The sequence below is a fragment of the Sphingomonas sp. 4RDLI-65 genome (genome assembly GCF_049472435.1).
Taxonomy (GTDB): domain Bacteria; phylum Pseudomonadota; class Alphaproteobacteria; order Sphingomonadales; family Sphingomonadaceae; genus Sphingomonas.
In genome coordinates this window covers 311,797-338,769 of sequence record NZ_JBCEBT010000003.1, presented here as the reverse complement: position 1 = coordinate 338,769, position 26,973 = coordinate 311,797, and the positions used below count along the sequence as shown (strand labels likewise).

General features: G+C 66.8%; 20 protein-coding genes and 1 pseudogene. 10 read left to right on the top strand and 11 right to left on the bottom strand.

Going from position 1 to position 26,973, the window contains the following annotated elements; translation table 11 throughout:
* Nucleotides 1-4: 4 nt before the first annotated feature.
* Nucleotides 5-2,410 (bottom strand): TonB-dependent receptor, encoded by a 2,406-nt coding sequence (locus VH567_RS09835; RefSeq protein ID WP_423325559.1) that lies wholly within the window; start codon nucleotides 2,408-2,410, stop codon nucleotides 5-7.
* Nucleotides 2,411-2,574: 164 nt separating this feature from the next.
* Between VH567_RS09835 and VH567_RS09830 the strand changes: the two genes are divergently transcribed.
* From VH567_RS09830 to VH567_RS09815, 4 genes are all read left to right on the top strand, one after another.
* Nucleotides 2,575-4,233 (top strand): alkaline phosphatase D family protein, encoded by a 1,659-nt coding sequence (locus VH567_RS09830; protein WP_423325557.1) that lies wholly within the window; start codon nucleotides 2,575-2,577, stop codon nucleotides 4,231-4,233.
* An 86-nt stretch (nucleotides 4,234-4,319) separates the two neighbouring features.
* Complete coding sequence (locus tag VH567_RS09825; RefSeq protein ID WP_423325555.1) at nucleotides 4,320-5,150, top strand: aldo/keto reductase; 831 nt, start codon at nucleotides 4,320-4,322, stop codon at nucleotides 5,148-5,150.
* Between the two features lie 13 nt (nucleotides 5,151-5,163).
* Nucleotides 5,164-5,496 (top strand): hypothetical protein, encoded by a 333-nt coding sequence (locus tag VH567_RS09820; RefSeq protein WP_423325553.1) that lies wholly within the window; start codon nucleotides 5,164-5,166, stop codon nucleotides 5,494-5,496.
* A 126-nt stretch (nucleotides 5,497-5,622) separates the two neighbouring features.
* The gene (locus VH567_RS09815) at nucleotides 5,623-6,552 is read left to right on the top strand and encodes an NAD(P)/FAD-dependent oxidoreductase (protein WP_423325551.1); all 930 of its coding nucleotides are present in this window, start codon (nucleotides 5,623-5,625) and stop codon (nucleotides 6,550-6,552) included.
* Between the two features lie 15 nt (nucleotides 6,553-6,567).
* Here the strand turns inward: VH567_RS09815 and VH567_RS09810 are convergent, their stop codons facing one another.
* The 4 genes from VH567_RS09810 to VH567_RS09795 are packed head-to-tail and all read right to left on the bottom strand — an operon-like array spanning nucleotide 6,568 to nucleotide 10,602.
* Nucleotides 6,568-7,974: an amino acid permease gene (locus tag VH567_RS09810; protein WP_423325549.1), complete on the bottom strand. Its 1,407-nt coding sequence runs from the start codon at nucleotides 7,972-7,974 to the stop codon at nucleotides 6,568-6,570.
* A 24-nt stretch (nucleotides 7,975-7,998) separates the two neighbouring features.
* Entirely contained in the window at nucleotides 7,999-8,652 is a 654-nt protein-coding gene (locus VH567_RS09805; RefSeq protein WP_423325547.1) for a GntR family transcriptional regulator, read from the bottom strand.
* Nucleotides 8,653-8,701: 49 nt separating this feature from the next.
* Nucleotides 8,702-9,700, bottom strand: coding sequence for a 4-hydroxyproline epimerase (locus VH567_RS09800; RefSeq protein ID WP_423325546.1), 999 nt, complete (start codon nucleotides 9,698-9,700; stop codon nucleotides 8,702-8,704).
* Entirely contained in the window at nucleotides 9,700-10,602 is a 903-nt protein-coding gene (locus VH567_RS09795; RefSeq protein ID WP_423325545.1) for a dihydrodipicolinate synthase family protein, read from the bottom strand. The genes VH567_RS09800 and VH567_RS09795 overlap by 1 nt, the downstream gene beginning before the upstream one ends.
* A gap of 77 nt (nucleotides 10,603-10,679) precedes the next feature.
* Between VH567_RS09795 and VH567_RS09790 the strand changes: the two genes are divergently transcribed.
* Both VH567_RS09790 and VH567_RS09785 read left to right on the top strand, forming a co-directional pair.
* Entirely contained in the window at nucleotides 10,680-11,915 is a 1,236-nt protein-coding gene (locus VH567_RS09790; protein WP_423325543.1) for an NAD(P)/FAD-dependent oxidoreductase, read from the top strand.
* On the top strand, nucleotides 11,912-13,087 hold the full coding sequence (locus tag VH567_RS09785) for a M24 family metallopeptidase (protein WP_423325541.1): 1,176 nt from the start codon (nucleotides 11,912-11,914) through the stop codon (nucleotides 13,085-13,087). Before VH567_RS09790 ends, VH567_RS09785 begins: the two co-directional genes overlap by 4 nt.
* Nucleotides 13,088-13,111: 24 nt before the next feature.
* On the opposite strand, the gene VH567_RS09780 is transcribed toward VH567_RS09785, so the two are convergent.
* Genes VH567_RS09780 through VH567_RS09770 form a run of 3 tightly spaced genes read right to left on the bottom strand, consistent with a single transcriptional unit; the run spans nucleotide 13,112 to nucleotide 18,380 of the window.
* Nucleotides 13,112-14,995, bottom strand: a complete 1,884-nt coding sequence (locus VH567_RS09780) for a DUF885 domain-containing protein (RefSeq protein ID WP_423325540.1) — start codon at nucleotides 14,993-14,995, stop codon at nucleotides 13,112-13,114.
* Nucleotides 14,996-14,997: 2 nt separating this feature from the next.
* The gene (locus tag VH567_RS09775) at nucleotides 14,998-15,999 is read right to left on the bottom strand and encodes an Ldh family oxidoreductase (RefSeq protein WP_423325884.1); all 1,002 of its coding nucleotides are present in this window, start codon (nucleotides 15,997-15,999) and stop codon (nucleotides 14,998-15,000) included.
* A 14-nt stretch (nucleotides 16,000-16,013) separates the two neighbouring features.
* Complete coding sequence (locus VH567_RS09770) at nucleotides 16,014-18,380, bottom strand: beta-L-arabinofuranosidase domain-containing protein (RefSeq protein WP_423325538.1); 2,367 nt, start codon at nucleotides 18,378-18,380, stop codon at nucleotides 16,014-16,016.
* Nucleotides 18,381-18,472: 92 nt separating this feature from the next.
* Here VH567_RS09770 and VH567_RS09765 point away from each other — a divergent pair, with 92 nt between their 5' ends.
* On the top strand, nucleotides 18,473-21,202 hold the full coding sequence (locus VH567_RS09765) for a DUF5695 domain-containing protein (protein WP_423325536.1): 2,730 nt from the start codon (nucleotides 18,473-18,475) through the stop codon (nucleotides 21,200-21,202).
* A gap of 146 nt (nucleotides 21,203-21,348) precedes the next feature.
* On the opposite strand, the gene VH567_RS09760 is transcribed toward VH567_RS09765, so the two are convergent.
* The 3 genes and pseudogenes from VH567_RS09760 to VH567_RS09750 all read right to left on the bottom strand — a co-directional run.
* A complete protein-coding gene (locus VH567_RS09760) occupies nucleotides 21,349-21,792 on the bottom strand; it encodes a prolyl oligopeptidase family serine peptidase (protein ID WP_423325534.1) in 444 nt (147 codons plus the stop codon).
* Nucleotides 21,793-21,991: 199 nt separating this feature from the next.
* A complete protein-coding gene (locus VH567_RS09755; RefSeq protein WP_423325532.1) occupies nucleotides 21,992-22,564 on the bottom strand; it encodes a hypothetical protein in 573 nt (190 codons plus the stop codon).
* 112 nt (nucleotides 22,565-22,676) lie between these two features.
* A pseudogene (locus tag VH567_RS09750) lies at nucleotides 22,677-22,808 on the bottom strand (transposase); the annotation flags it as partial.
* Here VH567_RS09750 and VH567_RS09745 point away from each other — a divergent pair.
* The 3 genes from VH567_RS09745 (at nucleotide 22,755) to VH567_RS09735 (ending at nucleotide 26,967) form a co-directional block, all read left to right on the top strand.
* The gene (locus VH567_RS09745) at nucleotides 22,755-23,405 is read left to right on the top strand and encodes an RNA polymerase sigma factor (RefSeq protein ID WP_423325530.1); all 651 of its coding nucleotides are present in this window, start codon (nucleotides 22,755-22,757) and stop codon (nucleotides 23,403-23,405) included. The pseudogene VH567_RS09750 and the gene VH567_RS09745 sit on opposite strands and share 54 nt — an antisense overlap.
* A 103-nt stretch (nucleotides 23,406-23,508) precedes the next feature.
* Nucleotides 23,509-24,480, top strand: a complete 972-nt coding sequence (locus tag VH567_RS09740; RefSeq protein WP_423325528.1) for a FecR family protein — start codon at nucleotides 23,509-23,511, stop codon at nucleotides 24,478-24,480.
* A 96-nt stretch (nucleotides 24,481-24,576) separates the two neighbouring features.
* Entirely contained in the window at nucleotides 24,577-26,967 is a 2,391-nt protein-coding gene (locus VH567_RS09735) for a TonB-dependent siderophore receptor (RefSeq protein ID WP_423325526.1), read from the top strand.
* Nucleotides 26,968-26,973: the final 6 nt, after the last annotated feature.

The following is a 26,973-nucleotide window of genomic DNA, read 5'->3' as shown; positions in this document are numbered from 1 at the left end:
GGCTTCAGAATTTGGCGCCCAGCTCGACGCCGTAGAAGCGCGGTTCGCCGGCGATGTAGGTCGGGATGCCGAAGCCCCCGCCGGTGTTGCCCGCGTCGATCAGGTAGCGCTTGTTGGTCGCGTTCCGGACGAACCCGCCGACGCTGTAGCGGCCCTGCGCGAACTCGAGGCCGGCGCGGACGTTGACCAGCGTGTAGCCCGGCGTGCTGATCGCCGGGTTGTTCGGCAGTTCGAAGAACACTTTGGTGCGATAATTGACGCTGGGCGTGGCATAGAGCATCGCGCTGCCGACCGGCAGGCGGAGCATGGCGCCACCCGATGCGGTCGTCTCGGGCTGGAGACGGAAGCGGTTGCCTGCAAAGACGCCGTTCGCGGCGTCGTCGCCAATGCCGCCATCGATGTACGCAAATGTCCCGAATACCGATAGATACGAAGCGATCTTCAGATTACCTTCCAGCTCGACGCCGAGATTGTTCGCCGATCCTGCGCTCTGCGTGGTGGTGACGCCGTTGTTGGTCACCGATACCTGGAAGCCGTCATAGGTCTGGTAGAACACCGAAGCCGCACCGCTGAACGGTCCGACGCTTCCCTTGATCCCGCCCTCGTAGTTCCAGACCTTCTCCTCGGGCACGATCTGCAGATTGGGACCGACGCCGAATGCAGTGCGTTGCGCGGCAAGCTGGACCACCGGCGAACGGCGGCCCTTGCTGATCGTCGCGTAGAGATTGACGCCATCGTTCAGCTTCAGCAGCGCATTGAAGCGCGGCAGGATCGCGGTGAAGCTCTTCTCTGCGACGAACTTGTTACCGTTGATATTGACGGTGCCGAGCAGGCTGGTCTGCGTGCCCAGACCGGCCAGGATCACCGAGTTCGGCTGGATCGAGGAATAGCCCGACTGGCGATCCTCGATCAGGATACGCGCGCCCGCGGTGAGTTCGAGCGCCGGCACCGGGATATAGGTCGCGTCGGCGAACATCGAGTAAGTGTCATTGTTGCCGTAGTTCGTGAACTCCGCGGCGTAAGGTATTGCGGTTGCACGTCCTCCTGTCAGCAGGCCAGTCGCGCGGGTGGCGGGGATCGTGCGGTTGGCCGCGACGCACGCCGTACCGGTCGGGAGGCCCGCGCCGTTCAGGGCGTCCCGGATCTTCACATAGGCAGGGGCGACCGAGCAGGCGAGGTACGTCCCCTCTTCGGTCGCGAACGGCACCCGCTGGAAGCCGTTCTCGAAGAACGCATTCCAGCCCACCGAGGCGCGATATTTCGGCCCCTCGAACGCGAACCGGCTCTCATGGCTCCACTGGTCGCCCTTCGCGTCCTCTGCGAACTCCAGATAGGCGGCAGGGCCGCCATCCGCGTCGAACACCTCGTTCGAATCGAACCGGCGATAACCGTTGACGGTGGTGAAAGTGATCCCCGGCGACAGGTCCGCGGTGATCGTCAGGTTGGCGTCGTAGACGTTCCGCGTCAGGCCGAGCTTGCGCGCGCCGAGGACGGCCTCGCTGTACGGCGAGCCCGACAGTTCGGCATAGCCATAGTCGCCGGTCTGGCCGCCGGTCGGGGCGTGCGCGCGGCTCTTGAACGCGGTGCCGGGGTTGCGCTGGCCGTCATAGGTGAGGACGAGGTCGGCGGTGATGCTGTCGCTCGGGCGATAGCGCAGCGAGCCGCGAAGGCCGCGCTGGTCCTGCCCGTTCAGATCGTCCTGATCGACGCCGCCCTGGTTCTGGTTGGGGACGTTGGCATCGCCGGCGATGTTGCGGACATAGCCGTCGCGGTATTTGTAGCCGAAAGCGATCCGCCCAGCGAGCACGTCGTTGCCAGCGTTGAGAAAGCCCGACACCTGCGTGCGGTTGAAATTGCCGTACGAGCCGTTGATCGCCCCCGAGAACCCGGGCTCGGGCTTCGCCGAGACGAGGCTGATCGCGCCGACCGCAGCGGCAGTGCCGAACAGCGTTGCCTGCGGGCCCTTCACGACCTCGATCCGCTCGAGGTCGAACAGGTCTTGGTACGCACCACGCGACCGGCTGATATCGATGCCGTTATAATACAGCGTGACCCGCGCGCCCTGTTGCGACGAGCCATTGTCCGAGGTGATGCCGCGGATGACGAAGCCCGGGTTGTTCGCGCTCTGCTCCTGGATCTGGAGGCCGGGAATATAGGCGGCGACTTCCGACAGCGAATTGACGCCGATCGAGGCCATCTTGGCCCCCGTCACCGCGGTGACGGTGACGGGAACGTCGGCAATCCGCTGCTCGCGCTTCTGCGCGGTGACGAGGATCTCGTCGTTGGCGGCAGAGTCGTCGGCAGGGGTAGCGGCCTGAGGCGCGGCCGGCATGCTGGCTTGCGCAAACGCCATGGTCGAGCAGGTAGTGGCGAGCGTCGCAAGCGCGAGCCGCGTGAAGATGCGTGTCATTGTGTCCCCCGTGTCGTTGTCGCCGACCTAGTCTGGCCGGATGACGCCCCCGCGTCACGGCGATGAAATCCCTGTGACGCTTACGTTACGATCGCGTAACATCACTGCCACGCGGCTGTCGCGAAGCGGCGCTAGCAGGCGGCTTCATTCTTGAGGTGCCTGCCATGACGATCAACCGCCGCGATGCACTCGCTCTTCTGGGAACGGGCGCCGCCAGTCTGCCGATGTCCGCGGTCAAGGCCGCAGCGGTAGCCGATGTCCGGTTCGTCCACGGCGTGGCGAGCGGCGATCCCGGCGCCGACGGTGCGATCCTGTGGACCCGCGCGACGCCGTCCGATCCGGCCCACACCGGCGATATCGCGCTCGAATGGCACGTCGCGGACACAGCGGATGGTCCGTCGATCCGCTCGGGCCGCATCAAGGCCCGCGCCGCGCGCGACTTCACCGCCAAGGTCGAAGCGACCGGCCTCCAGTCCGGCCGCGACTATCATTACTGGTTCACGGCGGGCACCAGCCGCTCTCCCGCCGGCCGGTTCCGCACGCTGCCCAAGGGCCGCACCGCGGACGTCGTGATCGCCGCGGTATCGTGCCAGCTTTATGGCGGCGGGCTGTTCAACGCCTATGACGCGATCGCCAGGCTCGACCGGCTCGACGCGGTCCTCCATCTCGGCGACTATATCTACGAATACGGCCCCGAGGGCTTCGGTGCCGACGTCGCGAAGAAGATCGGCCGGATCGTCGAGCCTGCGCACGAGATCCTGTCGCTCGCCGACTATCGCACCCGCCATGCGCAGGTGAAGCGCGATGCCGACATGCAGGCCGCGCACGCCCGTGCCGCCTTCATCTGCGTGTGGGACGATCACGAGGTCGCCAACGACGACTGGATGGGCGGCGCGGAAAATCACGATCCGGCCACCGAAGGCGACTGGAAGGCGCGCAAGGCCGCCTCGATGCAGGCCTATTTCGAATGGATGCCGATCCGCGATCCCAAACCTGGCCAGCCCTGGGAGGCGATCAACCGCAGCTTCGATTTCGGCGATCTCGCGACGATCGTGATGGTCGAGACCCGGCTGCTCGCGCGCAGCAAGCAGGTCGCGAGCAAAGGTGCCACGATCGCACCTGCCGAATACGCGCCGATGATGGCCGAGCGCGCGCAGTCGGATCGCGAACTGCTCGGGCCGGCACAGCTCGGCTGGGTCGAGCGGACGATGGCCGGTTCGGTCGCGACGGGCAAGCCGTGGCAGGTGCTCGGCAACCAGGTCGTCATGGCCAAGGTCGCCGGACCCGACCTGGAGCGCCAGATGGGCCCGGAACGCTTTGCCGCGACGATGGCGAAACTGCCGGAGATGTGGCGCGACCGGCTGGCGGCGGGGATCGCCTCCTACCGCGCCGGCCTGCCGTTCAACTTCGACAGCTGGGACGGCTATCCGCCCGCCCGCGAACGGCTGTATGCGGCATTCCGGCGGGCGAAATCGCGGCCGATCGTGCTCTCGGGCGACAGCCATGCGGCGTGGGCGAACGACCTGCACGACGATTCCGGTCGCCTGGTCGCGGTCGAGTTCGGCGCGACGGCGATCACCAGCCCGTCCTACGGATCGCTCCTGCCCGGGATCGGCGCGCATATCGCCGACGCGAACGACGAAGTCCGCTTCTGCGATCAGGATCGCAAGGGGTTCATCCTCCTGACGCTGACCCCGACCGAGGCGATCGCCGACTTCCGAACCGTATCGACGGTCCTGACGAAACCCTTCGAACAGGCGAGCGTGAAGCGGTTCCGCGCGATCGCCGGCAAGCCCGAACGGCCACTCGAAGAGATCGCCTGACCACCGGGTGCCGCTAGCCTGACGTGTATTTGCGCGATTTCGAATGGGTTGATGCGGCGTAATTGTCCGCCTGGCGTTTGACGGACATGAAAATCGTGACGTTGACGGATGGCGAGACGGTGCCCGCGCTCGGCCAGGGCACTTGGACGATGGGCGAGCGCGCCGCCCGCCGCGCGGATGAGATCGCCGCGCTGCGGGCCGGCGTCGAGCTTGGCATGACGTTGATCGACACCGCCGAAATGTACGGCGACGGCGCGGCCGAGACTTTGGTCGGAGAGGCGCTCGGACCGGTTCTGGATTCGCTGTTCCTTGTCAGCAAGGCCTATCCGCAGAACGCCTCGCGCGCGCGGCTCGCAACGGCCTGCGAGGCCAGCCTGAAGCGGCTCGGCACCGATCGACTCGACCTGTATCTGCTCCACTGGCGCGGATCGGTACCGCTTGCCGAGACGATCGAGGCGATGGAGGCGTTGAAGACCGCGGGCAAGATCCGCCACTGGGGTGTCAGCAACCTCGATACCGACGACATGGAAGCGCTGATCGCGGCGGGCGGCGACGGCTGTGCGACCGACCAGATCCTCTATAACCTCGGCCGGCGCGGGCCCGAGCATGATCTTCTGCCGTGGCTGCGGGCGCGGGCGATGCCGGTCATGGCGTATAGCCCGGTCGAACAGGGGCGGCTGCTCGCGGATCGCACGCTCGCGCAGGTGGCGAAGACGATCGGTGCGCCCCCGGCGCAGGTCGCCCTCGCCTGGGTCATGTACCACGGCGATGTAATCGCCATCCCGAAGGCCGGCACCGTGGTGCATGTGCAGGAGAACCGAGCGGCAGCGGATCTGGTCCTCTCCACCGAAGACCTCGCCGCGCTCGACACCGCGTTCCCGCGTCCACGGGCGCGTCGCCCGCTCGACATGCTCTGATCGGTCCGCCAGGATGAGTGGCGATGCGTATCCCGTGACCCCCGACGGGCGCTATTTCGTCGTGCGCGGACGGCTGTGGCGGCGATCGAACCCGGCGCTGGCTGAAGATCGGCGGGCTGCGCTGGTGGCCGATCTCATGCGGGCAAGACGCGCGGTCGGTGTTGCACTGCGGGCCGGCGATACACCCAATCTCGCCGAAGCACGCGCGGCCGTCGACCGCGCGAAGGTCGCGCTCGGCGAACGCGGCCCCGTGTGGTGGAATGACGGCGCGCCCGATCTCAATCGCCACATGGTGGCCAACACACCCTATGCCGCCTGGTTCGAGGCGCTGACTACCGCGGACTGACCCTTCGCGCGCGCCATCGCACGATACTTCGCTGGTCTTCGAACACCTTGCGGCTTGGGAAGCGGGATCGCCTTGCGCTAAGCGCGGCACGTCGCGATCCCGCGGCAAAAGGACGAAGGAACGGACATGCGGATCGGCATCATCGGGGCGGGAATCGCCGGTCTGTCCTGCGCGGCGGCGCTGAAGCGGCGGGGGCATGACGTCGTGCTGTTCGACAAGGGGCGCGGCCCCGGCGGGCGCATGTCGACGCGCCGGCTGACGACCGCTTCGGGCGAGGTCGGTTTCGATCACGGCGCGCAGTTCCTGACCGCGCGCGACCCCGCGTTCGTCGCACAGGTCGACTCATGGGCGCAGGCCGGTCATGTCGCGCGCTGGCCCGATGCCGGCAGCGATGGCTGGGTCGGTACGCCGGCGATGAACGCGCCGGTGCGGGCGATGGCGGACGATGCCGACGTGCGCTGGAACACGCGGATCGACATGCTGGAGCTGGACGAGGCTGGCTGGCACCTGCGCGGCGACGGCATCGATGCGGGCTCGTTCGATGCCGCGGTCGTCGCGGTGCCGGCCGAGCAGGTGGCGCCGCTGATCGAGCCGCACGACCCGGCGACGGCGGCGATGGCCCGTGCGACGCGCTCGGATCCCTGCTGGACGGTGATGGCCGCCTATGACGGCCGCGTGCCGATCGATCGGGACCGGCTGGTCGACCGCAACGGCCTGGCCTCCGCCGTCCGGAATTCGGCGAAGCCGGGCCGCAGCGGACCTGAGGCCTGGGTGCTGCAGGCCGACGCGGACTGGTCGCGCGCGCATCTGGAGGACGATCCGGCCAGCGTCGAGGCTGCGATCCTCGCCCTGTTCGCAGCGGAGATCGGCGCAGCGATGCCCTCGACGATCGCGACCAGCACGCACCGCTGGCGCTATGCCAAGGCCGGCGTACCCCACCAGGGGCCGGTGTGGCTGGCGGATCGCCGCCTGGGGGTATGCGGCGACTGGGTCGGTGGTCCGCGTGTCGAGGCGGCCTGGCTCTCCGGACAGGCGCTCGCCGCTATCATCGCCTGATCGCGCCGGCGCGTATCACGGCGCAGGGTCGGCGACTGCGCTGTTGCGGCGGCCATAGGCGAAATAGAGCCCCAGCCCGACGGCATTCCAGATGACGAACCGAACGAGCGTCGAGGTCGGCAGGCTCGCCAGCAGATACAGGCAGCCAAACACGGTGACCGTGCCCACGAAATAGGCGGCCGGACAGCGGAACAGCCGCGGCAGGTGCGGCGCGGACCGGCGCAGGACCATCAGGCACACGCCGACCGAGATGAACGCGATCAACGTGCCCGCATTGGCGAGCTCGGCGATCTCGTCGAGCCGGAAGAACCCGGCGACCGCGGCGATCGACAGCCCGGTCAGCAGCGTGATCAGCGTCGGCGACCCGGTCCGCTTGCTCACCTTGGCGAGACCGCGCGGGAGCAGCCCGTCACGCGCCATCACGAAGAAGATCCGGCTCTGCCCGTACATCATTACCAGGATCACCGACGGCAGCGCGATCACCGCCGCCAGCGCGATGATTTGCGCCACGAATGGCTGGCTCAACTGGCGCAGCACCAGTGCGAGCGGCTCGGGCGAATTGGCGAGCTGCGTGAACGGCAGCGCACCGATCGCGCTGACCGCCACCGCCATGTAGATCACCGTGCAGACCAGCATCGAGCCGACGATGCCGATCGTCAGGTCGCGCTTGGGGTTCTTGGTTTCCTCCGCCGAGGTCGCGACCGCGTCGAAGCCGTAGAAGGCGAAGAACACGATCGCCGCCGCCGCCATCACGCCGCGCTTGTGCCCGCCGATCTCGGTCGAGCCGAAGCCGTACGGCATGAACGGGTGAAGGTTGTCGGCCTTGAACGCGGGCGCCGCGTAGACGACGAAAATGGTCAGCGCGACGAGCTTGATCAGCACCAGCACGATGTTGAGCGTCGCGCTCTGCCGCGTGCCGAGGATCAGCATCCCCATCACCGCGAGCGACACCAGCACCGCGGGCATGTTGACGAGGCCGCCGCCATGCGGCCCGACCAGTAACGCGTGCGGCAAATGGATCCCCGCCGCCTCGATCCAGCCGACCAGATAGCCCGACCAGCCGACCGCGACGGTCGAGCACGCCAGCGAATATTCGAGGATCAGGCTCCAGCCGACCACCCAGGCGATACCCTCGCCCAGCGCCGTATAGCTGAAGGTATACGCGCTCCCCGCGGCGGGGATCAGCGTCGCGAGTTCGGTATAGGCAAGCGCCGCGCACGCGCAGATCACGCCGCAGATCACGAAGGCGAGGATCACCCCCGGCCCCGCCCGCTCGGCGCCAACGCCGACCAAGGTGTAGATCCCGGTACCGACGATCGCACCCACCCCGAGCGCGATCAGATGCGGCCAGCTCAGCGTCTTGGCGAGGCTGTGTTCGCGGCTATGGGCAGACGATTCGAACGATTTACGCGGTCCAAACATTGCCCATCCCCGGTGATATGATCGTTATTCGCGCGCGGAATCGAACTGCGCACGCAGATCGGTCAGCGTCGATTGAATATGGCTGGTCAGCAGCGTCAGCATGCGATCGTCGTCGCGCGCGAGCCAGGCGTCGAGCAGCTGGCGGTGTTCCAGATGCGCGCGGTCCTCGCGCCCAGCCGGCCGCAGATGCGCGACGACATAGCGCTCGGCGAGGATCGCCAGCCGCTCGACCATCTGCGTGGTGAGCAGGCGACGGCCCGGCCGGACCAAAGCGGTGTGGAACACGCGGTTGCGGATCGCGACCTCGGCGAGCCGCTCGCTCGCTGCGCTGTCGAGTTCCTCGAACGCTAGGATCGCGGTCGCCCGGTCGTCATCGTTCGCAACCGTGGACGCGTAGGCGGCAGCCTGCGGTTCGATGCTGAGGCGCAGCGCAAAGATATCGTCCGCCTCGTCCGCCGACATCGGCTGGACCGAATACCCCCGGTTCGCGTGGCTGGTCAGCAGGCCCTCCTGCTCGAGCCTTGCGAGTGCTTCGCGGAGCGGGATCTTGCTGACGCCGAGTTCGGTCGCCAGCGCATCCTGGCGGATCGCGGTATGGCCGGCGAGCTTGCCGGTGACGATCTGCTCGCGGACGATCTCGAACACCTGCTCGGACAGGGTGCGGACGACGATGCTCATGGATGGACGGCTCCGAAAACGGGAATACCGCACCAGCATAGCCGAAATGTCATGAAACTTGGAAACCGTTCCAGAAACGATCGTCGCGATCGATCCAGATCGTGTTGAACCCGGTCGCGATCGCCGATCCCTCGATCGACGGGATGATCGCGGCGGTGTCACCGAGCGACGTTTCCGCCTCGACGCGGCCGATGAAGCGGCTGCCGATATAGCTTTCGTGGACGAACCGGTCGCCGACCGCCAAGCGGCCCTTGTCCGCCAGATGCGCGAGCCGTGCCGATGTACCGGTGCCGCACGGGCTGCGGTCGATCGCCTTGTCGCCGTAGAATACCGCGTTGCGACCGTCCGCCCCGTCACCCCGGGGCACGTCCGCCCACAGCACATGGCTGACGCCGCGGATCGTCGGGTCGAGCGGATGGACCGGCTCGAACTGTGCCCGCACCGCCTCGCGGACACGGCCGCTGAGCGCGATGATCTCCGCCGCGCCGAGGTCGTCGAGCCCGGTATAGCGCCCCTGCGGCTCGACGATCGCGTAGTAATTGCCGCCATAGGCGACGTCGATGCGGAGCGGACCGATACCCTCGATGTCCACCGCGATCCCGCGCGCCGCGACATATGCCGGCACGTTGATGATCCGCACCGACGTCACTTTCGCGCCCTCGGTCTCGTACGCCACGTCGATCACGCCCGCGGGCACCTCGATCCGCAACCGGCCTGGCACGGCCGGCTGGATCAACCCATGTTCGAGCCCGAACGTCACCATTCCGATCGTGCCGTGCCCGCACATCGGCAGGCAACCGCTCGTCTCGATAAACAGGATGCCGATATCGGTATCGTCGCGCGTCGGCGGATAGAGGAACCCACCCGACATCATGTCGTGCCCGCGCGGTTCGAAGCAGAGCCCGGTGCGGATCCAGTCGAACCGGGTCAGGAAATCCTGCCGCCGCTCCGACATCGACGCGCCCTTCAGCAACGGCGCCCCGCCCGCGACGAGGCGGACCGGATTGCCGGCGGTGTGGCCGTCGATGCAGAAGAAGGTGTGGCGCATCAGTTCGAGAGAGTCGGGCGCGTCGCGGCCGCCTTCTCGACCATCGCGATCACCTCGGCGCGCCGTTCGCCGATCAGCGGATAGCGCGGCGGCAGAACGCGCTCGGAGCCGCGCCCCATGACCTGCTCGGCGAGCTTGATCGACTGCACCAGGTCATGCTCGGCATCGAGATGGAGCAGCGGCATGAACCAGCGATAGATCTCCATCGCCTTGGCATGATCGCCGCGCGCGAATGCGTTGACCAGCTCTACCGATTCCCGCGGGAATGCATTGGTAAGCCCCGAGACCCAGCCCTGCGCACCCAGATACAGCCCCTCGAGCGCGACGTCGTCGAGCCCGGCGAACAGCACGTAACGATCACCGAACGCGGTCTTCACGTCGGTGAAACGCCGCGTGTCGGGTGCCGATTCCTTCACCGCGACGATGTTCGCGACATCGACCAGCGCGGCGAGCACGTCGTTGTCGATCAGCGTGCGATAGGCAGGCGGGTTGTTGTAGAGCATGATCGGCAGGCCGACCGCGGTCGCCACGCCCCTGAAATGCTCGACCAGTTCGTGCGACTTGGGCACATAGACCATCGGCGGCAACAGCATCAGGCCATCCGCACCGACCTTTTCCGCCGCTTGCGCGTAACGCACCGCGCGGCGCGTATCATATTCGGAGACACCGGTGATGACCGGCACGCGGCCGGCAACCGCCTCGACGATCGCGGTCAGCACTTCGACCTTTTCATCATAGTCGAAAGAGTTATTCTCGCCGACCGTGCCGAGCGCGATCACCCCGGTCACGCCGTCGCGGATCAGGTCGTCGACGACGCGCTGGGTGTCAGCGAGATCGACGCTCATATCCTCCCGGATCTGCGTCGTTACGGCCGGAAATACGCCCTTCCATTCGACAGACATTCGGTATCGACCTTCCTGCGTTTCAATATATATACCGTATACGAAATCGATGGGTGCGGTGCAACAGGAGAAATGGGTTGAAAACGATTGGCATCGTGGGAGGCGGCGTGGTCGGCCTCAGTTGCGCCGCCGCGCTGCTCGATCGCGGGTATGGCGTGAGTGTGTTCGAACGCGACACCGATTACAACGCCGCATCCTGGGGCAATGCCGGGCACATCGCGGTCGAACAGGTCGAGCCGCTCGCCTCGCCCGCCGCGCTGCGATCGGTGCCGAAGCGACTGTTCAGTGCGGGTGGTGCGCTCGCGCTGCCGCTGTCGATGGCAGCGCAATGGCTGCCGTTCGCCGCGCGGCTGATCGCGGCGTCGACACCGGCGAAGTTCATAGCGGGAACGGCTGCGCTGACCCCCTTGCTCGCCGGAGCAATGCCAGCGTGGCGCGATCTGGTTAGAGCGCTCGACGCCACCGATCTGCTGCGGGAAGACGGCAACATCGTCATCTGGGATTCGGCCGCGAGCGCACGAACCGGCCGGCAGCGCTGGTCGCAAACCGCGATCGGAACCGCGCGAATCGTCGATGCCGAACCCGAATTGCTGGACCGGCTCGGCTTCCTCGCCGATCCGGTCGGCGGCGCGATCCGCTTCACCGGCAGCGGCCAGATTACTGACCTGCGCCAGCTTGCGACGACGCTTGAGGCCGCGGTCGAAGCCCGGGGTGGCCAGATCGTCCGCCAGGCGGCGCGATTGGTGGAAGACGCCGATCGGATCCTCATCCCTAACCATGACGTCGATCAGGTGCTGGTAACCGCAGGCGTCCGGTCTCGCGCGCTGCTCGAACCGCTCGGCTACCGCGTGCCGATGATCGCCGAGCGCGGCTATCATATCCGTGCGCGCGCCAACGGCTGGCCCGCCGACCTGCCGCCGGTCGTGTTCGAGGACCGCTCGATGATCGTCACGCAATATGCCGATTGCGTGCAGGCGGCGAGCTTCGTCGAACTCGGCGAACCCGACGGTCCGCCCGATCCGCGCAAATGGGACCGGCTGGAGCATCACGTCCGGTCGCTCGGCCTGCCGATCGAGGGGCCGTTCACACGCTGGATAGGGGCCAGGCCGACGCTGCCCGACTATCTCCCCGCGATCGGCCGCTCGACGCATCACGTAAATCTCGCTTATGCGTTCGGTCATCAACATCTCGGGCTGACGCTGGCGCCGGTGACCGCGATGCTCGTCGCAGCGATGCTGGCGGGGGAGACCCCGGCGGTGCCGCTCGCGCCGTTCGATCTCGACCGCTTCGGTAAAAAAGGACCTCACGCATGACCATCGGCGGATCTTCGATAGCCGACGAACTCGCGACCGTCGCCCCTTGGGCGGACCGCGCGCCGCGCATCACGTCGGCGGAGCGTACCGCGCGTCTCGACAAGGCGCGCGCACTGACCGAGGCGGCGGGCGCCGACGCGCTGCTGATCGCCGCCGGGGCGAGCCTGCGCTATTTCGCGGGTGTACCCTGGGGCGCGACCGAGCGGCTGGTCGCGCTGCTGCTGCCGGTGAAGGGCCAGCCGATCCTGATCTGCCCGCGGTTCGAACAGGGTTCGCTGGAGGCCGCGGTCGAGATCGACGCCGACCTGCGCCTCTGGGAAGAGGACGAGAGCCCGTATGCGCTGGTCGCCGATGCCGTAAGCGGCCGCCTGCTGCTCGACCCGCAACTCCCCTACGGCATGGCAACCGCGCTCGCTGCCACCGCGCTAGATATCCGCGATGGCGCATCGGTGATCGACGGGTGCCGGATGATCAAGAGCCCCGCCGAACTCGCGCTTTTGTCGCAGGCCAAGGCGATGACGCTGGACATCCAGCGCCGCGCCGCGCGCATCCTCCACCCCGGCATCGCAGCCAGCACGGTCATCCGCTTCATCGACGACGCACACCGAGCGATCGGCTCGTCGGGCTCGTATTTCTGCGCCGTCCAATTCGGTCGCGCGACGGCGTTCCCGCACGGCCTGCCCGGCGATCAACTGCTCGAGGAGGACCAACTCGTGCTGATCGACACCGGCTGCCAGGTCGAGGGCTATCATTCCGACATCACGCGCACCTACGCCTTCGGCCAAGTCGGCGAAGAGGCACGCGCGATCTGGGACATCGAACACGAAGCGCAAGCCGCCGCGTTCGACGCGGTCCAACCCGGAATCCCGTGCGAAGCGATCGACGCCGCCGCCCGCGCGGTGCTGAAAAAGGCCGGACTAGGACCCGACTATCGCCTCCCCGGCCTGCCGCACCGCACCGGCCACGGCATCGGCCTGTCGATCCACGAACCCTCCTATCTGGTCCGTGGCGACCGCACGCCGCTGGCACCGGGGATGTGTTTCTCGAACGAACCGATGATTGTCGTGCCGGACCGCTTCGGCATCCGGCTGGAGGATCACTTCCACGTCACCGACACCGGCGCCGCCTGGTTCACCGACCCGCAACCCTCGATCGACCGCCCGTTCGGCTAATCGCGAGCAGCGCGCACCCCTCCGTCATCCTGGGCTCGACCCAGGATCCAGAGCCACGCAAGCCAGCGTTCGTGGCTCTGGATCCCAGCTTTCGCTGGGATGACGGGGCGGAGATAACGGGGCCGGGATGATGGGGAGCCCGCACTCACTCCTCGTCGGGATAAGGCCCCTGCCACCCGCCGCGATCAGCTCATCCGTACGCGCCTCGATCACCGGCACCGGCACCGATCCCATCTCCAGCATCGCGTCGTGGAACGCGCGGATATTGAACTTCGCCCCTAGCTTGTCCTGCGCCTTCTTCCGCGCGGTCTGGAACGCGATCTGCCCCATGTAATAGGACAAGGCCTGCCCCGGCCACGCGATGTAGCGATCGACCTCGGTCTCGATCTCGTGGTTCGACAGCGCGGTATTGTCGTGCAGATAATCCTGCGCCTGTTTCCGGCTCCAGCCCTTCGCATGGATGCCGGTATCGACCACCAGTCGCGCGGCACGCCACGCCTGGTAACTCAGCATCCCGAACAGGTCGTACGGCGTCTCGTACATCCCCATGTCCTCGCCGAGCGTCTCGCAATACAGCGCCCAGCCCTCGCCATACACCGACAGGTACGTGTCGCGCCGGAATGCCGGGAGGGTCTTGTTCTCGGACGCGAGCGGCATCTGGAACGCGTGGCCGGGCGCGCTTTCGTGCAACGTCAGCGCGGCCTGCGAATAGAAGGGCCGCGACGGCAGGTCGTAGGTGTTGACCAGATAGATTCCCGGCCCGCCGCGCCCGCCGGTGTAGAACGGCGCGATGTCGGCCGGCACCGGTTTGATCGCGAACCGGCTGCGCGGGAGATGCCCGAACCACGACGAAGCCTTGCCGTCGAACGTCTTGGCGATCCACGCCGCGCGGTAGAGCAGTTCGCTCGGCGTCTTGGGATAGAATTGCGGATCGGTCCGCAGGTGGTCGAAGAACGCCTGCAGATCACCCTGGAACTTCACGCTCCGCATCACGCCGTCCATCCGGCCGCGGATCTTGGCGATCTCGGCGAGCCCGAGCGCGTGGATCTGCTCGGGGGTGATATCCTGCGTGGTGTATTCGCGGACCTTCGACAGATAGTACGCCTTGCCGTCGGGCAGGTCGTACGCCGCCAGCCCCTCGCGGGCGTGCCGGATATACTCGGTGCGCAGGAACTTCAGCAGCGTCGCATAGGCCGGTGCAACCGCCTGCGAGATCGCCGCCGTGCCTTCCGCCCTCAGCGCAGCCTGATCGGCGGCGGGGATCGTCGACGGGAAGCTCTTGAACGGTTCGTAGAACGGTGATTCCTGCGGCGTCTTCGCCTCCGCGACCTGCGCGACCCCGTTGTCGCGCCCCGTCAAAGTCACGCGCGACGGCGTGAACCCGCGCGCGAGCCCCGCACGCATGTTGCCGGTCTGCTGGTCGAAATAGCGCGGGATCTGGCGCATGACGGCGATGTAGTCGCGATAGTCCTTCACCGACTTGAAATTGTCGCGCGCGCTCTCCGCAACGTCGCCCCAGAAGCTGGTGTCGGCGGTCAGCGGCTTCTCGTAATCGCGGAAGCGCTGCTCGGCAAGCAAGGCGTTGATCTGCTGCGCATAGACCACGTAGTTGATGCGGTTGGCGGGCGACAGGCTGGCCGGCGCGATTGCCGCCAGTTGCCGCGATACGTCGGTCCAGCGCGCGAGCCGGTCCGCCTGCGCCTTAGGGCCGACATCGGGCAGGCGCGCCGCCGCGGTCGGATTGTCCTCGCCCTGCGCGAACTGGAGTTGCCGCCACGCATATTCCGCCGTGTAGAGCGCCTTGAACCGCGCATCCGCAGACGTCGCCGCCGCCGTCTTCGGAGCCCTTGGAGGCACCGCCCCCACAGCCGTCGAACCGAGCGCGAGCAACAGGATCAAAGCCTTCATCGTCATTCTCCTGGAACCAGCGCCATGATGTCGCGGTACAGTGCGGCGGGTATCACCACACCCTCGGTCAGACTGCGCGCCCGCGCCGCGTACCGTCGCTGCGACGGCAGGCGCGCCCCCTGCCCCTCGATCGCCCCGAACATCGCTTCCGCCCGCGCAAGGTGCTCGGCAACCGCATCGCCGAGGAACCCGGCAGGATCGATCGCGATGATCAACTCCCCACCAATCGGCGATCCGCCACGCGCGGCGTCGGCTTCCAGCGATTCCCGGCTGGTCATGTCGCCGATCAGCGGCCCCGCGAGCAGCTCGACCATCGCCGCCAGCGCCGATCCCTTATGCCCCCCGAACGTCCGCATCGCACCGTTCAACACCGCCGCCGCCTCGGTCGTCGGCTGCCCGCCCGCATCATAACCCCAGTCGTCGGGCACAGCCTTCCCCGCGCGCCGATGCAGCTCGATTTCCCCACGCGCAACCGCACTCGTCGCGAAGTCGAACACGAAAGGATGCCCGCCAGCGCGCGGCCAGCCGAACGCGATCGGGTTGGTCCCGAACACCGGCTGCGTTCCCCCCGCCGGCGCGACCCAGGCGTGGCTGGGCGTCACCGCCAGCGCAACCAGCCCCTCCTCCGCCAGCGCCTCGACCTCGGGCCACAGTGCGGCGAAATGCACGACGTTGTTCAGCGCCAGCGCAGCGATCCCATATCCCCGCGCCTTCACCGCCAGCCGCTGCCGGCCCCGCTCGAACGCGAGTTGCGCGAACCCGCCGCCGCCATCGACCCGCACGAGCGCGCGCGCCGGTTCGCTCACCACCGGCTCGGCATCGACCGCAACGACACCCTTGGCGATGCTGTTCGCCGCGACGAGCAACCGGTAGATCCCGTGGCTCGCGCAACCGTCGCGCTCGCCCGCGACCATCGTCTCCGCCACCGCCTCGGCATGCACACGCGACAGGCCCACCCCGAGCAGCACTGTCCGCGCGAGCCCCCGCACCTCGTCGAGCGTCATCCGCACGTCGTCGCTCACGCGGTCGCACCCGGCTTGGCGGTCACCATGCGCACCCCGAACACTGGCCCGACGGACGAGCGGTCATGCGGCACGAACCGCACCTTCACGCTCGCCTTACCCTTGGTCAGCCCGATCGGCAGCGGATAGTCGACATCGAAGAACTTGCCCGGCTGGTCCGCCTCCAGATGCTGCGTCGCCACCTTCACATTGTCGACGAGAATATCGAAATCGCGTGCGCGTTCGTCGCCCCAATAAGTCGCCTGCAACACCAGCGGCCCGGCGCGCGTCTTCATCGCGAACTCGAAATACCCGCCCGACCGCGCATCGCGCCCGTTCCGCCCGCGATAGCTGACCGGATAGGATATTTCGGACGTCAGCGCATGATCGCGCTCGGGCTGCATCTCGCCAAGGTGCATCACGTCGACCGACCGCGCGGCGATATCCTTCAGCCGCGCCTGTTCGGTCAGGAACGCCGCCTCCTCGGTCTTCCACGCCGCCTCGCTGAAGCGCTTGAAATACACCGCGCTGCGCCGGTCATGCTGGCTGTAGAACGGCACGAAGTTCAGGTCCGCCGGACGGATGATCCCCTTCGTCGCATAGGTCGCGCGATCGGTCGGCGTGAACGCGGCGAGCAGGTCTGCGCCGACCATCGCCGGATCCGCCTGCTCCCATTTCGCCTCGGTCGGCCCGAGATCGGCAGCCATCACCATCGGCCCGCACAGCACGGCCACCGTATCGATATCGCCCGGCGCACTCTCCAGCCGCAGATCGAGCGGTACGGTGATCGCGACAACATCGCCCACCTTCCAGCGTCGCTCGACGATCGCATAGCCCTTCGCCAGCACCGGCTCGACCGCCGCGCCGTTGACCGTCACCGTCGCACGCCCGGCAGCCCACCCCGGCACGCGCAGTGCGATCGGGAAACGCCCCGGCCTGGCCAACTTTGTCAGCGTCAGCCGCGATTCCGGCTCGTACGGATAGCGCGTGTCGAGCGTCAGCACCGCGCCCCGTGCCTGCCAGCGCGCCTCCGCCGGGATGTAGAGATTGACCAGCAGCGTGCCGTCGCCCTCCCAGAAGATCGCCTCGCCGTGCTTGGCATGGCTCTCCATCCCGCTGCCGACGCAGCACCAGAACGCATCGTCCTTCGGCGTCGAATACTCGCGCACCGAGCCCGTCATCAGCGGCGTCATGTAGCTGAACCCCGCCGTCTTCGGGTTCTGCGCCGCCATCACGTGGTTCAGGTGCGCACGCTCGTAATAATCGAACAGCGCGCCGTCGGGCTGCCAGCCGTACAGATGCTGCGTCAGCTTGAGCATGTTGTAGCTGTTGCAATGCTCGCACGTCTGCTCGGTGATGTGGTTCGCGATCGTATCGGGCCCGGAGAAATACTCGCGGTCGGCATTGCCGCCGATCACATAGCTGTGATGCTGCGTGACGGTGTTCCAGAAGAACCGCGCGGCGTTGGCGGGCGCGGGCTTGCCGTTCAGTTCATGAATCCGCGCGAGCCCGACCAGCTTCGGCACCTGCGTATTGGCGTGGAAGTTCGCGAGCTTATCCTCGCCCGCGACCATCGGATCGAGCATCTTCCGGTCGTAGAGCCGCTCCGCAACGTCGAGCCATTGCTTGTTCCCGGTGCGCGCCGACAGCTCGGCATAGCTCTCGTTCAGCCCACCATATTCGCACCCGAGCAAAATCTGCATCTGCGCATCGTCGAGCGCCGCGAACACTTTCGCGAAATACGTCGCGAGTCCCTTCGCCACGGTCAGCGCCTGCGTGTTGCCCCATGCGGCATGCACGTCGAGCAGCCCCGCGAACACCTTGTGCACCGTATACAGCGGCGACCATGACCCGTTGAGATCGAACCCGCCCGACTTGATCTCGCCGCGCATCACCTCAGGGAAGATTTCCTCGCCGTCGACGATCCCGCCGTCCTTCCGCTTGCGCCCGAGCGCGCCGACATATCCCGTCCCGCGCTTCGCCTGCGCCCGCGCCAGTTCGGCAACGATATAATCCGCGCGAGTACGGCACTCCGCATCGCCGGTCTGCGCATGCATCAGCACCAGCGCGGTCAGGTAATGGCCTAGCGTATGCCCGGCGATCGTGTCGCTTTCCCACCCGCCATAGATCGGCGCCTTCGCGGGCAGGCCCGCATAGACCATGAAATTGTGCAGCAACCGATCTGCGCTCAACCGCAGCAGATAGCCGCGATTGACCTCGACCGCCGTCGCATAGGCGGACGGGAGCAAGCGCACCGCCGACAATGGCAAGGGTTTCGCGCTAGCCGGCAGTGTCACCGCCCCCTTGCCAAACGCCTGTTCGCCCACCGACAACAGCGCCACCGCCGTCGTCCCCATCAATACATCCCGGCGGTTTGCGAACATCTTTATCTCCATTCGGATATCGTATACTATACCTCCAGGGAAGTGGTGCAAGCGCCATTTCGCACCCACCGTCGAGCCCGAGCGAGCCATTCATGACCGCATTCCGCCCCGTCCTCGCGCTCCTCCTGCTCGGAACGGCCACGCTGCCCGGTTATGCGCAGCCGAAGCCCGCCAAGCCAATATTCCGCCCGATCGCGCAGACCGCGCTCCGCACCCCCGCCTTCCGCCTCGCGCTCCGTGCCGACACCCAGACGCTCGCCCGGCTGTCGCCCGCCGCCGAGCCCGGCTTCGACTTCGTCCCCGGCGCCCGCGAGGCCGAGCGCGTGGGCGACGGCTATGTCCATATCGGCGACATCCACCTCCGCGTGCGGCAGCCCGGCGGCGCGTGGACCGACTTCGCCTCCGCGCAGCACCGCAAGGCGATTCGCCGCCTGCCCGCGACCGGTCCGACGCTCGCCGCCGCCGACATCACAGCCTCGCTCGGGGCCGCCAGCCCGTTGCGCGTCGAGCGCCGCTGGATCGACGACCACGGCGTCCTCGCACTCCGCTTCACGCTGACAAACACCACGAGCGCCCCCGTCGAGATCGGCGCGCTTGGGCTGCCGATGGTGTTCGACAACATCATCACCGACCGCAGCCTCGAACAGGCGCATGCGCAGGCGAGCTTCGTCGACCCCTATATCGGCCGCGACGCCGGCTACCTCCAGGTCACCCGGCTCAACGGCGCCGGCCCCGCGCTGCTCGTCCTCCCCGAAAAGGGCACCCCGCTCGAAGCCTATCGCCCGATCCTCGAAGCCGCCAAGGCGCCCAAGGGCGACATCTTCACCGATCGAAGCAAGCGCAGCCAGACCTCCGAAGGCTTCTATGACTGGACCGTCGCCAGCAAAGCCTTCGCCGAGAAGGAATGGGCGAAGGCCGGCGAACAATGGAACACGCCGACCAGCTTCACGCTCGCCCCCGGCGCAGCGCGCACGATCGGCGTCCGCTTCGTCACCGCGCCATCGATCGCCGCGATCGAGGACACGCTCATCGCCAACCACCGCCCGGTCGCGGTCGGCATCCCCGGCTACGTCGTCCCGACCGACCAGGAAGCGTCGCTGTTCCTCAAGACCCCGCAACCGATCGCCAAGGTCGAAAGCCTGCCCGCTGGCGCGCTCACCGCAACGCCGATCGCTAGCGCGAAAGGCTGGGCCCGCTACACCGTCCGCGGCAAGGGCTGGGGCCGTGCGAGTCTCGCGATCACCTACGCCGACGGCAGCGTCCAGACGGTCAGCTATTACATCACCAAACCGCTCGACCAGACGATGGCCGACCTCGGCCGCTTCTCGACGACGAACCAATGGTACGAGGACAAGGCGGACCCGTTCGGTCGGAACCCCGCGATCCTCACCTACGACCGCGAGGCCGGGAAAGTCGTGACGCAGGACCCGCGCGTCTGGATTTCGGGCATGAGCGACGAAGGCGGTGCGGGCAGCTGGGTCGCGGCGATTGCGAAGCAGCTCGACAACCCCGACCCGGCCGAGATCGCCAAGCTGCAACGCCTCGCCGACGAGACCATCCGGGGCAACCTGCAAGTTCCCGACGGCCCGCACGCCGGCGCGGTCCGGAAGAGCCTGTTCTACTACGACCCCGCCGCATACCCCGGCTATTACGACCCGACCGTCGACTGGAAGACCTGGACCTCCTGGTCGAAGAAGGATGCCGGCGATCTCGGTCGCGCGTACAATTACCCGCACGTCGCGATCGGCCACTGGGTGCTGTACCGCGTCGCGCGGAACCACCCCGGCCTCGTCACCGCGCATCCGTGGCGCTGGTATCTCGACCACGCGTACCAGACAACCACCGCGATGATGCGTGACGCGCCCTATTACACGCAGTTCGGGCTGATGGAGGGCGACGTGTTCGTCGATATCCTCAAGGACCTGAAGCGCGAGGGCCTGACCGCGGAGGCGACCGAGATGGAACGCCTGATGAAACAGCGCGCCGATCACTGGCGGACGCTGCGCTATCCGTTCGGCAGCGAGATGGCTTGGGACTCCACCGGCCAGCCCGAAGTCTACGCCTGGATGCGCTATTTCGGATACCAGCCACAGGCCGACGTCACGCGCCAAGTCATCTTGGCCTATGATCCGACGATTCCGAGCTGGGGCTATAACGGCAATGCCCGCCGCTATTGGGACTTCCTCTACGGCGGCAAATACCCGCGGATCGAACGCCAGCTGCATCACTACGGCTCGACGCTCAACGCCGTACCGTTGTTCGACGCCTATCGCGCCGACCCGACCGACCTGCGGCTATTGCGGATAGCGTATGGCGGCATGATGGGCGGCATCACCAACATCGACCGCGACGGCTTCTCGTCGGCCGCGTTCCACTCCGCGCCCGACATGATGCGGTGGGATCCGTATAGCGGCGACTACGGCATGGGCTTCTACGGCCACGCGATCACCGCCGCGAGCTATCTGGTGAACGACCCGACCTTCGGCTGGCTCGGCTTCGGCGGCAATGTCGCCCAGTCGGCTGGGGCAGTGAGCATCATCCCGAAAGACGGCGCCCGCACCCGCCTGTTCATCGCCCCCGCCGGGTTGTGGATCACGCTGGAGGCGGGAAAGATCGCGAGCGTGACGTTTGTGCCGGCTACGGGGGCGATCACGCTGACGCTCGATGCAGCGACGAAGATCAATCCGGTAGCCCGTGTCTTCGCAGAGACAACGACCAAAACCGGCCGCCCGTACACCGCAAAGGGAGCGCACATCGAACGCGGCGGCTACACCGTTCCACTGGGATCGACACCAGTCGAGGTCAGTTTGGCGCCTCGATAGCTGGAATACCACCCCGGCGAAGGCCGGGGCCCAATTGGAAATGTCAACGTGATGAAGCGGTGCCCTACGTTAGCAACGTCGCCCAATTGGGCCCCGGCCTCCGCTGGGGTGGAGCGCTCACGAGCTAGGGACGTCTCCCCCTCACTTCACCCCATTCCAATCCGGCAAAGCCTCACCGCCAAGCTCCCGCACGAAAAACCCGAACTGCCGCCGCGCGCCATAATCGACCGGCCCGGTCGAGCGCCCGACGCTATGCTCGCCTCCGGCACCGCCAGCAGCTCGCAATCCTTCCCCGCGCGGATCAGCGCATCGGCAACCTGCATCGTCGAAGCCGGGTCCACGTTGCTGTCCTGCTCGCCAACGATCATCAGCAGTTTGCCCGTGAGTTGCGCGGCATGATCGACGCCCGATGCCGCGGCATAGCTAGCGTCGACCGGCCAGCCGAGCCACTGTTCGTTCCAGCTGATCTTGTCTATCCGGTTGTCGTAGCACCCGGCATAGGCTACCCCGACCTTGTAGAAATCGCCGTGGAACAGCAGCGCGTTGAGCGTGCTCCGCCCGCCCGCCGCCGCGCCCGATATCGTCGCCACAGATGTCGGTTGTTCCGTGACAACCTATGGCGACGATGCTGGGCGTCGTTTGCTGCGGATTAGGTCAGGTCTGGTGATGTGGGTCGGTATGGGACGCATCGAGACTGCCAATACCGGTATCACCGGATCCTGCAGCGCCATCCCGCCACCGCCACCGCCACCGCCTGTTTTGGCACCTTCGCCTCTTCCGCCAGCGTTTTTAGCCCCCCCCTCCCGATGACGCCGGCCGTGTCGGCTCCTGCATCGGTATCTCGAGGTCAGCAGGTACGGGGTCGAGATCGAGGGCCTCCCGAACGAAATTGCGGAGCGACACCACGAGATCATGGGTGTGCACGGGATGCCCGGCTACCAGTTCCCGAACCGCTGTGTCGGCAAGTCTCACATGCTCTTCCGTACCCAGAAGAATGATGTCAGAAAGTGCCGCTTCCACCGCGTCTCGTATGCGCCGCGTCCGGTCTGATTTCGACGCGGTCTCGGCGCTGAGGTCGAGCTGGGCCATCGGCTCGGCAGGTGCCGGAGGATCGAAGCTCCTGAGGTCCCGTTTGTGGGTCGGATCGACGGTCAGATCGCCTGTGAATGATCCACCCAAGACCTTGTACGCCGCGATCAAGGTGCGCAGACGCTCGTTGATCTGCCGGTTCATCCGCTCGCGGCGCTGCTGGAACGTCATCTGCGTCAGCAGGCGAATGCCGACACCGAGTAGCGTGACCAGGATGATGCCGAACAGCGTCGCCAGAAGGCTCTGCCAGGAACTGAAGTCCAGGTTGCGCAAAATTTAGATCCTCCTCAACGCTCATGGCGGCCGGGCCTTGCATGAAAGCCGGAAGGCTCGAGCTCGTAGGTCTTAACGCTACATATCATCCGACTGGCCCACCGTGAATCAGCTTCAGACGCCAGTTGTAGAACGGCGCGTCGCTGACCCTGTGCTTCCGGCACAGTTGGGCGATCTTCACGCCTGCCTCATGCTCGCAAAGCACGCCAATGATCTGAACATCGGTGAATCGGCCTCGCCGCATCACTCGTCTCCATCTGACGAGCAAACTTGCCCAATCGTAACCGACTGTTGCGAGCCGTTTGCAAATACCCTAGCCGCTGACCTTGCCATGAGTTCAACCGCCGCCAACCTTTCCAGCCTGATGATCAGCGAGCGTGCGTTTCTCCTGCGACGGGTCGAGCGCATTGTCGGCAATCGTGCCGACGCGGAAGAGGTGACGCAAACGCTGTGGTTTCGGGTGCAGCGGGTCGGCGACGATCCGCCGATCCTGCGTAAACGGGCGTTCCTGTTCCGCCTGGCTGGCAACCTCGCGCTCGACCTACGTCGCGGCCGCACGCGGCAGGCAGAAGTCCATGCGCAGGTCCGCACGCTGCTGATGGAAGAAGATGATGCGCCCGGACCGGATCGGATCGTCGACTCGATCATCACTCTCAGGCGCGTTCGTGCCGCCGCGCAGGCGCTTCCCGAACCAGCGCGCACCATCTTTCGGCTGAACCGGTTTGAAGGATTGAGCCAGGCGACGATCGCGGAACGCCAGGGCATCAGCACGACGACGGTCGAAAACCATGTCCGCCGCGCGCTCGATCTGTTGGCGAAGGCGCGCGACGGCGACCGCTAACGTCCGCGGGCGAAAGAATTTTTCGCTCACATATTGGGGTCCGGTCGGGTGACACACGTCATAGAATGGAACACCTAAGCGGTGCGCAGGGAGAGGGTAATCGATGGAGCAGTACGCCGCCAATGATCGGGACGATGCAGCCGGGGAAGCCCGCCGCTGGATCACCCGATTGGCGTCGGCGGCGGTGGCGACCGAAGACCTTGCACAGTTGCACGCCTGGCTCGACGCCGACGACGCGCATCGTGCCGCGTTCCAGCGCGAACGCCGCACCTGGCAGGACCTAGCCGCGATCGAAGATGCCTTCGCCGCCGACGCACTGGCCATGGCCCCGGCGCACCGGCCACTCCGCGCGTTTGGTCCGGTCCATGCCGGCCTTGCCGTCGCTGCGGGGCTGGCCGCGATCATAGCGATACCGGCAGCGTGGCTCTGGCTCCAGGCTGACTATCGTAGCCCCGCCACCCGGCCCCAGGCGATCGCGCTCGCCGATGGTTCGCGCGCGATACTCGATGCCGATTCCGCGGTGTCCGTGGCGTTCGACAGTGGCGGGCGGTTGGTGACTTTGCTTGAGGGGCGCGTGTGGTTCGACGTGCGGCATGACCGCCGACCGTTCCGCGTCCTCGCCCGGGACGGCGTGATACAGGATGTCGGCACGGCCTTCGCCGTCGACCGCACGGACGATGCGGTGCGCGTCGGCGTGACGCAGGGGCTGGTCCGCGTGACAACCAAGCAGGGCGGATCGCTCCTCCTGTCGGCGGGAAACCAGGCGCGCTATCGCACCGGGGAGCCCGCACGACGGTCGGCGAACACCGATCCCGCGACGATCGCGGCATGGCGGAATGACGAACTGCTGTTCCGTGCCACGCCCCTGCCCGCCGCAATCGACGCTATCGCGCGATATCGCGCGGCGCCCGTCTATGTCTGGGGTGATCTCTCCGCGCTAGCACCGGTGAGCGGCAGCTTTCGCGCGAGCCGGGCCGACGATGCGTTGGCGACGCTGGTCGTGATGCGCGGGCTGGACACGATCCGCCTGCCCGGCGGCATCCTGATCGTACGCGCAGGGACCGCAGACAAATAAATTCGCGCATATGCTTGGGTACCCCCCTCCGCCGATCGTCAGAGCCATGACGCTGTTGCGAATGCAACACAGGATCAAGACGCTCTCGGGGGATATATGGTTTCGCTTTCACGGTCGGTTCTGCCGGCACTCCTGCTGGGCGGAGCGGCGCCGGCCGCTGTGCTCGTCGCCGGTACCGCGCAGGCGCAGTCCGTGCGCAGCTTCGACATTCCCGCGCAGTCGCTGGAGAGCGCGCTGCTCACCTATATGCGCCAGTCCGGCGTCCAGGTCGGGTACGAGCCCGCCGACGTCGCAGGGCAGACGTCTGCCGCAGTGTCCGGCGCACGGACTACCGGCGAAGCGCTGTCGCAACTGCTCGGCGGCGCGGGCCTGACCTATCGCTCGACCGGCGGCACCGCGGTGCGGCTGCAGCGCATCTCGCGCGCCAGCAGCGGGACACAACTCGGCCCCGTCCGGGTCCAGGCCGATGCCGGCACCGGCTCCGCCCGCACGCCGATCGAGACCGCCATCGGCGCCGTCCCCGGTTACCGCGCGACGCTGACCGCCACCGCCACCCGCACGGACACGGCGATCCGTGACGTGCCGCAGTCGATCCAGGTCGTGCCGCGCTCGGTGATCGAGGATCAGGCGGCGACGCGGCTGACCGACGTGCTGCAGAACGTATCCAGCGTGCAGCTGAACGGTACCGCGGGCAATCGTGCCGACAACTACACTATCCGCGGCTTCGTCGCGTCGCGATATGCGATAAACGGGTTCCCCCTGAGCAGCGCCGCCGAGCGGCCCGAGGCCTTTCTCGATCTCGCCAATGTCGAGCGCGTCGAGGTGCTGAAGGGGCCGGCATCGGTGATGGTCGGACTCACCGATCCCGGCGGCGTGATCAACATCGTCACGCGCGCGCCGAGCCGGACCTTCTCGTTCGACGCCGCGGTGCAGGGCGGCAGTTTCGATTTCTTCCGCAGCGAACTGTCGGTCAGCGGACCGCTCAACGCCTCGGGGACGCTCAGCGCCCGCGCGACCGGCGCGATCCAGACCAATGGTGGTTTTCGCGACGAAGCACGCGCCAGCGAACGCGTGTTCGGTGCCGGCGCGCTGCGCTGGGAGCCCGATGCGCTGACCCGCGTCGATCTGACCGCCGACTATGTGAACCAGAAGCAGCCGTTCGATCGCGGCCTCTATGCCGACGAGAACGGCGACTATCCGCACGATGCGGGGAATTATCTTGGCGAGCGCTGGTCGATCACCGCCGCGCACAAGCTGGTGCTGGGGCTTGCGGCGCAACGGCAGGTGACGCCCTGGCTGATGCTGCGCGCGACCGGGCGGTATACCGATGCGACCTCGAACGACAGCAACGCCGTCGACCTCCAGGGCCTGGAAGACGATGGCCGCACGCTGCGCCGCCGCGTGACGACGCGCACCGAGGCGCCTGAAGACCTGACCATGCGCCTCGACGCGTTGGCTGACGTCTTCACCGCCGGGATCGAGCACCGCATCATGATGGGCGTGGAGCGCAGCCGCGGCGATTTCCTGTTCCGCTCGGCGCGCGCGAACATCGGGGCGATCGACCTGTACGCGCCAGTCTATGGCACGACGCCGATCCCCGTGACGCGTGCCAATGCGCGCTATGACTACGCGGTCCGCAACTGGGGTTTCTATCTTCAGGACCAGATCAGCCTCGGCGAGAAATGGAAAGCGCTCGCCGGACTGCGCTACGATCGCGCCAAGAGTTTCACGGACGACCTGTTCAACGCCGAACAGACCCGTACCGATGACGATGCGCTGACCTGGCGCGCGGGGCTCGTCTATCAGCCGACAACTGCCGTTTCGCTCTATGGCAGCTATACCAAGAGCTTCCGGCCGCAGCAGGGCCAGTTGGTCGACCGCTCGCCGCTCGACCCGGAAAAGGGCGAGCAGTTCGAGGGGGGCGTAAAGCTCGACGTCGTCCCCGATCGCCTGTCGCTGACCGGCGCGGTGTTCCAGATCACCAAGCAGAACGTCGCGACGGACGATCCCACCGATTCCGATTTCTCGATCCTGACCGGCGAGCAACGAGTGCGCGGCGTCGAGCTCGATCTGACCGGCGACATCCTGCCCGGCTGGAGCGTGATCGCCAATGCGAGCTATCTCCACACCCGGATCACCCGCGACAACGTCTTTGCGGTCGGCAACCAGCTGACCGGCGTTCCCGAACTCAGCGGGCGGCTGTGGACCAGCTACAGTGTCCAGGGCGGCGCGCTGAAGGGCCTGTCGCTCGCGGGCGGCATCCGCGTGGTCGGCAAGCGGCAGATCGATCTCGCCAACAGCTTCACCATCGAGGGCTATGAGACCTTCGACGCATCGCTCCGCTACGCGATCGACGAGCATTGGGAAGCCTCCGTCAACGCCGAGAACCTCGCAGACAGCTTCTACATCGAAGGCGTGCAGAGCGAGAGCAACCTCTACCCGGGCACGCCGCGGCGCGTCGTCGGCACGATCCGGACGCGCTTCTAGGAGTGC

What these genes read in the sequence shown, in the direction of transcription:
- VH567_RS09835 (WP_423325559.1), bottom strand. Translation starts at nt 2,410, where the DNA reads ATGACACGCATCTTCACGCGGCTCGCGCTTGCGACGCTCGCCACTACC.
- VH567_RS09830 (WP_423325557.1), top strand. Translation starts at nt 2,575, where the DNA reads ATGACGATCAACCGCCGCGATGCACTCGCTCTTCTGGGAACGGGCGCC.
- VH567_RS09825 (WP_423325555.1), top strand. Translation starts at nt 4,320, where the DNA reads ATGAAAATCGTGACGTTGACGGATGGCGAGACGGTGCCCGCGCTCGGC.
- VH567_RS09820 (WP_423325553.1), top strand. Translation starts at nt 5,164, where the DNA reads ATGAGTGGCGATGCGTATCCCGTGACCCCCGACGGGCGCTATTTCGTC.
- VH567_RS09815 (WP_423325551.1), top strand. Translation starts at nt 5,623, where the DNA reads ATGCGGATCGGCATCATCGGGGCGGGAATCGCCGGTCTGTCCTGCGCG.
- VH567_RS09810 (WP_423325549.1), bottom strand. Translation starts at nt 7,974, where the DNA reads ATGTTTGGACCGCGTAAATCGTTCGAATCGTCTGCCCATAGCCGCGAA.
- VH567_RS09805 (WP_423325547.1), bottom strand. Translation starts at nt 8,652, where the DNA reads ATGAGCATCGTCGTCCGCACCCTGTCCGAGCAGGTGTTCGAGATCGTC.
- VH567_RS09800 (WP_423325546.1), bottom strand. Translation starts at nt 9,700, where the DNA reads ATGCGCCACACCTTCTTCTGCATCGACGGCCACACCGCCGGCAATCCG.
- VH567_RS09795 (WP_423325545.1), bottom strand. Translation starts at nt 10,602, where the DNA reads ATGTCTGTCGAATGGAAGGGCGTATTTCCGGCCGTAACGACGCAGATC.
- VH567_RS09785 (WP_423325541.1), top strand. Translation starts at nt 11,912, where the DNA reads ATGACCATCGGCGGATCTTCGATAGCCGACGAACTCGCGACCGTCGCC.
- VH567_RS09780 (WP_423325540.1), bottom strand. Translation starts at nt 14,995, where the DNA reads ATGAAGGCTTTGATCCTGTTGCTCGCGCTCGGTTCGACGGCTGTGGGG.
- VH567_RS09775 (WP_423325884.1), bottom strand. Translation starts at nt 15,999, where the DNA reads ATGACGCTCGACGAGGTGCGGGGGCTCGCGCGGACAGTGCTGCTCGGG.
- VH567_RS09770 (WP_423325538.1), bottom strand. Translation starts at nt 18,380, where the DNA reads ATGTTCGCAAACCGCCGGGATGTATTGATGGGGACGACGGCGGTGGCG.
- VH567_RS09765 (WP_423325536.1), top strand. Translation starts at nt 18,473, where the DNA reads ATGACCGCATTCCGCCCCGTCCTCGCGCTCCTCCTGCTCGGAACGGCC.
- VH567_RS09745 (WP_423325530.1), top strand. Translation starts at nt 22,755, where the DNA reads ATGCTCGCAAAGCACGCCAATGATCTGAACATCGGTGAATCGGCCTCG.
- VH567_RS09740 (WP_423325528.1), top strand. Translation starts at nt 23,509, where the DNA reads ATGGAGCAGTACGCCGCCAATGATCGGGACGATGCAGCCGGGGAAGCC.
- VH567_RS09735 (WP_423325526.1), top strand. Translation starts at nt 24,577, where the DNA reads ATGGTTTCGCTTTCACGGTCGGTTCTGCCGGCACTCCTGCTGGGCGGA.